7 protein-coding genes are annotated in these 4829 nt (G+C 34.3%); 3 read left to right on the top strand and 4 right to left on the bottom strand.

The window, feature by feature from the left end:
- The coding region (locus RTP52_RS02945) for a dicarboxylate/amino acid:cation symporter (protein WP_312369144.1) at positions 1-1266 on the bottom strand (1266 nt) is incomplete at its 3' end.
- Between the two features lie 416 nt (positions 1267-1682).
- Between RTP52_RS02945 and RTP52_RS02940 the strand changes: the two genes are divergently transcribed.
- The 3 genes from RTP52_RS02940 to RTP52_RS02930 are packed head-to-tail and all read left to right on the top strand — an operon-like array spanning position 1683 to position 2909.
- Complete coding sequence (locus RTP52_RS02940) at positions 1683-2165, top strand: DUF2975 domain-containing protein (RefSeq protein WP_312369143.1); 483 nt, start codon at positions 1683-1685, stop codon at positions 2163-2165.
- 32 nt (positions 2166-2197) lie between these two features.
- A complete protein-coding gene (locus tag RTP52_RS02935; RefSeq protein ID WP_312369141.1) occupies positions 2198-2680 on the top strand; it encodes a DUF2975 domain-containing protein in 483 nt (160 codons plus the stop codon).
- A gap of 10 nt (positions 2681-2690) precedes the next feature.
- Positions 2691-2909, top strand: coding sequence for a helix-turn-helix domain-containing protein (locus RTP52_RS02930; protein ID WP_028776701.1), 219 nt, complete (start codon positions 2691-2693; stop codon positions 2907-2909).
- Positions 2910-3146: 237 nt separating this feature from the next.
- Here RTP52_RS02930 and RTP52_RS02925 read toward each other — a convergent pair whose 3' ends face one another.
- From RTP52_RS02925 to RTP52_RS02915, 3 genes are all read right to left on the bottom strand, one after another.
- On the bottom strand, positions 3147-3659 hold the full coding sequence (locus tag RTP52_RS02925) for a hypothetical protein (protein WP_312369139.1): 513 nt from the start codon (positions 3657-3659) through the stop codon (positions 3147-3149).
- Positions 3660-3737: 78 nt separating this feature from the next.
- Positions 3738-4106 carry a nuclear transport factor 2 family protein gene (locus RTP52_RS02920; protein ID WP_312106837.1) on the bottom strand — a complete coding sequence of 123 codons (369 nt, stop codon included), beginning with the start codon at positions 4104-4106 and terminating at the stop codon, positions 3738-3740.
- A gap of 226 nt (positions 4107-4332) precedes the next feature.
- Positions 4333-4829: MBOAT family O-acyltransferase (locus RTP52_RS02915; RefSeq protein WP_331660770.1), on the bottom strand; the 497-nt coding region annotated here is incomplete at its 5' end.

The following is a 4829-nucleotide window of genomic DNA, read 5'->3' as shown; positions in this document are numbered from 1 at the left end:
ATTTTCACTTTTTGCAACAATTAATGCACTTGTTGCAGCTGCACTTATATTAGTCGCTGTTCGAGCCATATCGACAATAGAGCTGATTGGTGTTAATAATACAATAATTTCAATTGGAAGTCCTGCAGCAGCAAATACTGCAGTTGCGGTAATAGTTGACGTTCCTGGAACACCAACTGTACCAATGCTGACTAAAGTTGCTATCAATATTAGAATAACATATTGTCCGATGGAATACTCAATGTTTAACCCTTGTATTGCAAAGACTGCTAATAAAGTAGGCCAAATCCCTGCACAACCAGGCATTCCAATATTAGCTCCTAATGGAACAACAAAAGAAGAAATACTGTCTGATACACCAGCGTTTTTCAGACATTTCTCTGTTGCCGGTATTGTACCCACACTACTTTGTGTAGTGAATGCAATTACCTGTGCAGGCCAAATGTGTTTAAAAAATTTGATAGGATTTAACTTAGCCACTGCTCCAATAAGAATACTATTTACACCAAAGGTTTGAATAAAGCACAACAGATACGCTATAAGTAATACCGGCAATAGAGGTAATAATTTGTCTGCTCCATTATTGGAAACTGCATTGGCCACTAAGGCTAATACTGCATATGGGGTAAATTCAATAATAAATGAAATAACTGTATTAATAACCTTGGAAGTAGAATCAACAAAATCTTTAAATGGTTTTACACCCTCTGGATCTTTTGTGGAAAGTGCAACTACAGCTATACCAATAAATAAAGAAAATATTATAACTGGTACAATTGTATTAGTTGATGCTTGCGCAAAAAAGTTCTTTGGGAATAAATCAACAATTACCTGTGTTATTGCTGGCACTTCTTTAGCTTGATAATCAGTTGGAAGAGTAATTAAAGCATTTTTTCCAACACCTAAAGCTAATGATACTATTATTGTTATGGTTGATGCAATAAATGTGGTTGATGTTAGTAATCCAATACTCTTAACGCCTATCTTTTTCAGCTTGTGTATATTCTCCAGCTGTGAAATACTTGAAATAACACTAAAAAATAAAAGTGGTACTACAAATGCAGAAATTACATTTGCATATACAGCTCCAATAAGCTGCACATAATTGGTATGGCCTGAAAAGACTATTCCTAATCCTAATCCAAAAATTAAAGCTATAATCGTTCTAAGTCCGAAATCTACATTCTTTTTTCTTAAAAATACTAACGCACCAATTAAAACAATGGCTGCTCCTAATGCACCTAATGCTAAAAAGTCTATATTCATGTTTGTCTCCTTCTAATTTTAATGTTGTTTTATAGTTTAAGAAGTACAACAACAGCAACAGGAGCAACACATGAAACTATCCTTGTTGTAATTTTTTTGCATTAATTTAAATTTTCTTTTCATAAATGTTACCTCCTGTTTTTATATAGACTATATTCATATATGATTAGTATGATATACAAGTATTATATGCAAAGACAATATATTTTGTCAATAAAAAACTAGAAAAATAACATATGAAATTTTTGTCATGCTAGTTTTTCATTGTAGGTCCTGCGTCCCACGACTATTGAGCTAAAATAGTCACTACTGCAACCACAATGCCAATAATCTTAATGTTAAACGATATTAATTTATTGTAAAACGATAAATTATGTGTTAAAATCATTATATCATTAAATTAGTGAGGTGCTTAAATGAATATTAAACAAGGTTCAGCCACTTACTTAAAGGTAGTTATTTTTCTGATTGGAATTGCGGTACTTGCTTTGTGTATCTATTGGTTACCTGGGTTAGCCATTAGAGAACCAAAAGCACATCCAGGGGACTACTCGCTATATCCATTATTAGGATATGCGTATGGATGCTGTATTGCGTTTTCAATCGCATTGTATCAAGCTTTTAAACTATTAACCTATATTCAAAGGAACAATGCTTTCTCCGAGTTATCACTTAAATCTTTGAAGGTCATAAAGAAATGTGGTTTAACAATCATCATCATCTTCGTGTTAGGGATAGTAACCTTAAAGGTAATTGCTAAAGCCTCAGGAGATGATCCAGCAGGTCCTATATCATTAAGTCTAATGAGTATTTTAGCAACAAGTATCATCACCGCTATTGTGGACGTGCTTCAAAAACTATTAAAAAATTTTCTAGATACAAACCCAGAAAATGATTAACGTTTTGATAAAATTCAATTAGTGAGGTTATTATGAAACAAGTTTCGACACGCTTTTTAAAGCTAGCTGTTATTTTTATAGGAATCCCAGTTCTTGCATTGTGCATATTTTTGGTACCTAAGATTGGGAATTTTGCTGGAGAATTGTATCCAGATCTTGCTTATATGAAATCTCTCGTTTTAATCGATATGTACGCAGCAGCGATACCTTTTTACTTTACTCTGTTTCAAGCTTTTAAACTTTTAAGCTATATTGATAAAAACCAAGCGTTCTCGGAATTATCGGTAAAGGCTTTAAAGAATATAAAATACTGTGCCATCACGATCAGTACCTTGTACCTGCTAGGTATGCCACTCTACTATCTCATGGCGAAAAAAGTTGACCCTCCAAGTATCATACCAATCGTATTGGTCATTGTTTTCGCCTCTATGGTGATCGCTGTTTTTGCTGCTGTTCTCCAAAGGCTTTTGCAAGAAGCTATTAATATAAAATCAGAAAATGATTTAACGATTTGAGGTGAATATCATGGCGATTATCATCAATGTTGATGTGATGTTGGCAAAAAGGAAAATGAGCGTAACAGAACTATCGGAGAGGGTTGGAATTACTATGGCTAATCTTTCCATTCTGAAAAATGGAAAAGCAAAAGCGGTTCGTTTTTCAACATTAGAAGCGATATGTAAGACTTTGGATTGTCAGCCGGGTGATATTTTGGAGTACAAAAGCGACGAAGACACTCAATAAAAACAGACAACATATTTATTTGGCTACGGGAGTCGATAAAGAATTTAAGGGATAGACATTAAGCTATATGTTTGTCATACAGCCTTTTTCCCTCCTAAATGGATTTTGAAATTGTCTAGGTAAAGCAAAAGCCGAGAGCTGTGCCTCGGCTTTTCTTGTTAAATCAGATACAATCATATAATTAACAAAAATATCAGTTATAAATATAATGGAAGTTAGCCCCCTGCAAATTGGAAACTATCTGTAATAATTTTCAATACCGATGCCAATAGTAGCCCAATGATTTGCTTTTCTCATTTCATATTCAATATCATTTGTATTCATTGGCTCTCCGTCCTCAACTGCTTCTTCAATCATCCCAACAACACCTGTCGGAATAGCATTTCTGAACACACCAACACTAACATTTAAAAACCCATATGAATATCCGTTTTCACTATCATCAATATCACCGCTATTTTTTTTGTTAAGGATATTATATAAATCGTCCGCTTCAACTTGGAACGCATAAACCCCATATATCTTGGGTTGAATTTTTCCGTCAATTCCAGATAAAAACTCAATAAACTCTACTTTCCCATTTTCGTCAAAATCAAATCGTAAATCATTATTAAAATAGTACAATGATTTTTCCCGTATTCCATAAGGTGCTCCTAGTAGACTTTCTACATTTTCGCGCGAAGACGATAGGGCTATTATTTTATCATTAAAGTTTATTCCCACTAAAGGGATTATTTCAATATTCTCCATGCGATTTTTCTCCTAATATCTGTATTTATTCTGTCAGCTACTTACTTGACAAATTCAAATTTGTACATAGCTTGAAATTCACTTTATTGCTATTCCAATATTCATTTCTTGTCTCCAAGATGGCGCATTACCATCATCTGACCAATATTCATCAATTGAGATAATTTTTTCTTCTACTATAGATATAAAAGATACAACATGAAATGACATTGGTTTATCTATAGGAAAAACATGCGTTACTGTTATCATTAAATCGTTCAAATTATCAACACGTTCAATCTCACCATCCCAATCACCAGGATATTCACAGTTTGCCTGAATAAACTCATCTACAGTAAAATGTTCATTTGTACAATGCCAATTTACATATGCATTATCATGAAAAAATGCTCTAATGCCCTCTCTATCTTGCTTCAATACCACTCGCCAAAATTGCTGAATATCCATTCCGTCTCCTCCGTAAATTTAAATTCGTCATTCATTTGTACTTAATCTTATAAATATAATGTGAAGTACACTTCTATATATTAAGTATAGAAAACCAATTGCTTTTCATCATATTATTTAATGCCCTATCGACTATCGCTGAATGATGTGGCTGGAGAATAAAAATATAATCCCGCGATGATTATAAAAAACAATGCTCTTACTATCCTGATAATAGGATATCAATTCAGGTTCCAAAATAAAGCCCCCACAAAACAAAATTCCAGCTTGCTCCATGCCAAAGTCCTGTGAGAAACCATACGATGAACAGATTCCGTATCAGCTTCCACTTACCGACTCGGTTCCCGCCAAGAGGAATATATACATATTCCTTAAACCATGATCCTAGAGAGATATGCCACCTCTGCCAAAATTCCGAGATGCTTTTTGAAATATATGGATACTGGAAATTTTCTTTGAATTGAAATCCAAACATTTTCCCCAATCCGAACAAGATGGCTTGATTGAGCGAAAAGTTTATCCCGAAGTGCCACCTAAAGTAGAATACAAACTTACGAGGTAGAGGTTGGAATGTAAAATAGGGTTCCTGGTTCCAGATTCGTATTTGTTTTTTTAAGGTTACCGGAGGTCCACATATACGCACCAGCTCCTTTGGATAATTCTGCTGCTGAGCGCCATGCAACTGCTGCGGCTTATGGGTGCAGAGGGCGAGGTGCTCATATG

The organism is Lachnoclostridium sp. (assembly GCF_031997925.1).
In the GTDB taxonomy this organism is placed as follows: Bacteria; Bacillota; Clostridia; order Lachnospirales; family Lachnospiraceae; genus Lachnoclostridium.
The sequence above is the reverse complement of the archived record's forward strand: the minus strand, read 5'-3'. Positions and strand labels throughout refer to the sequence as shown.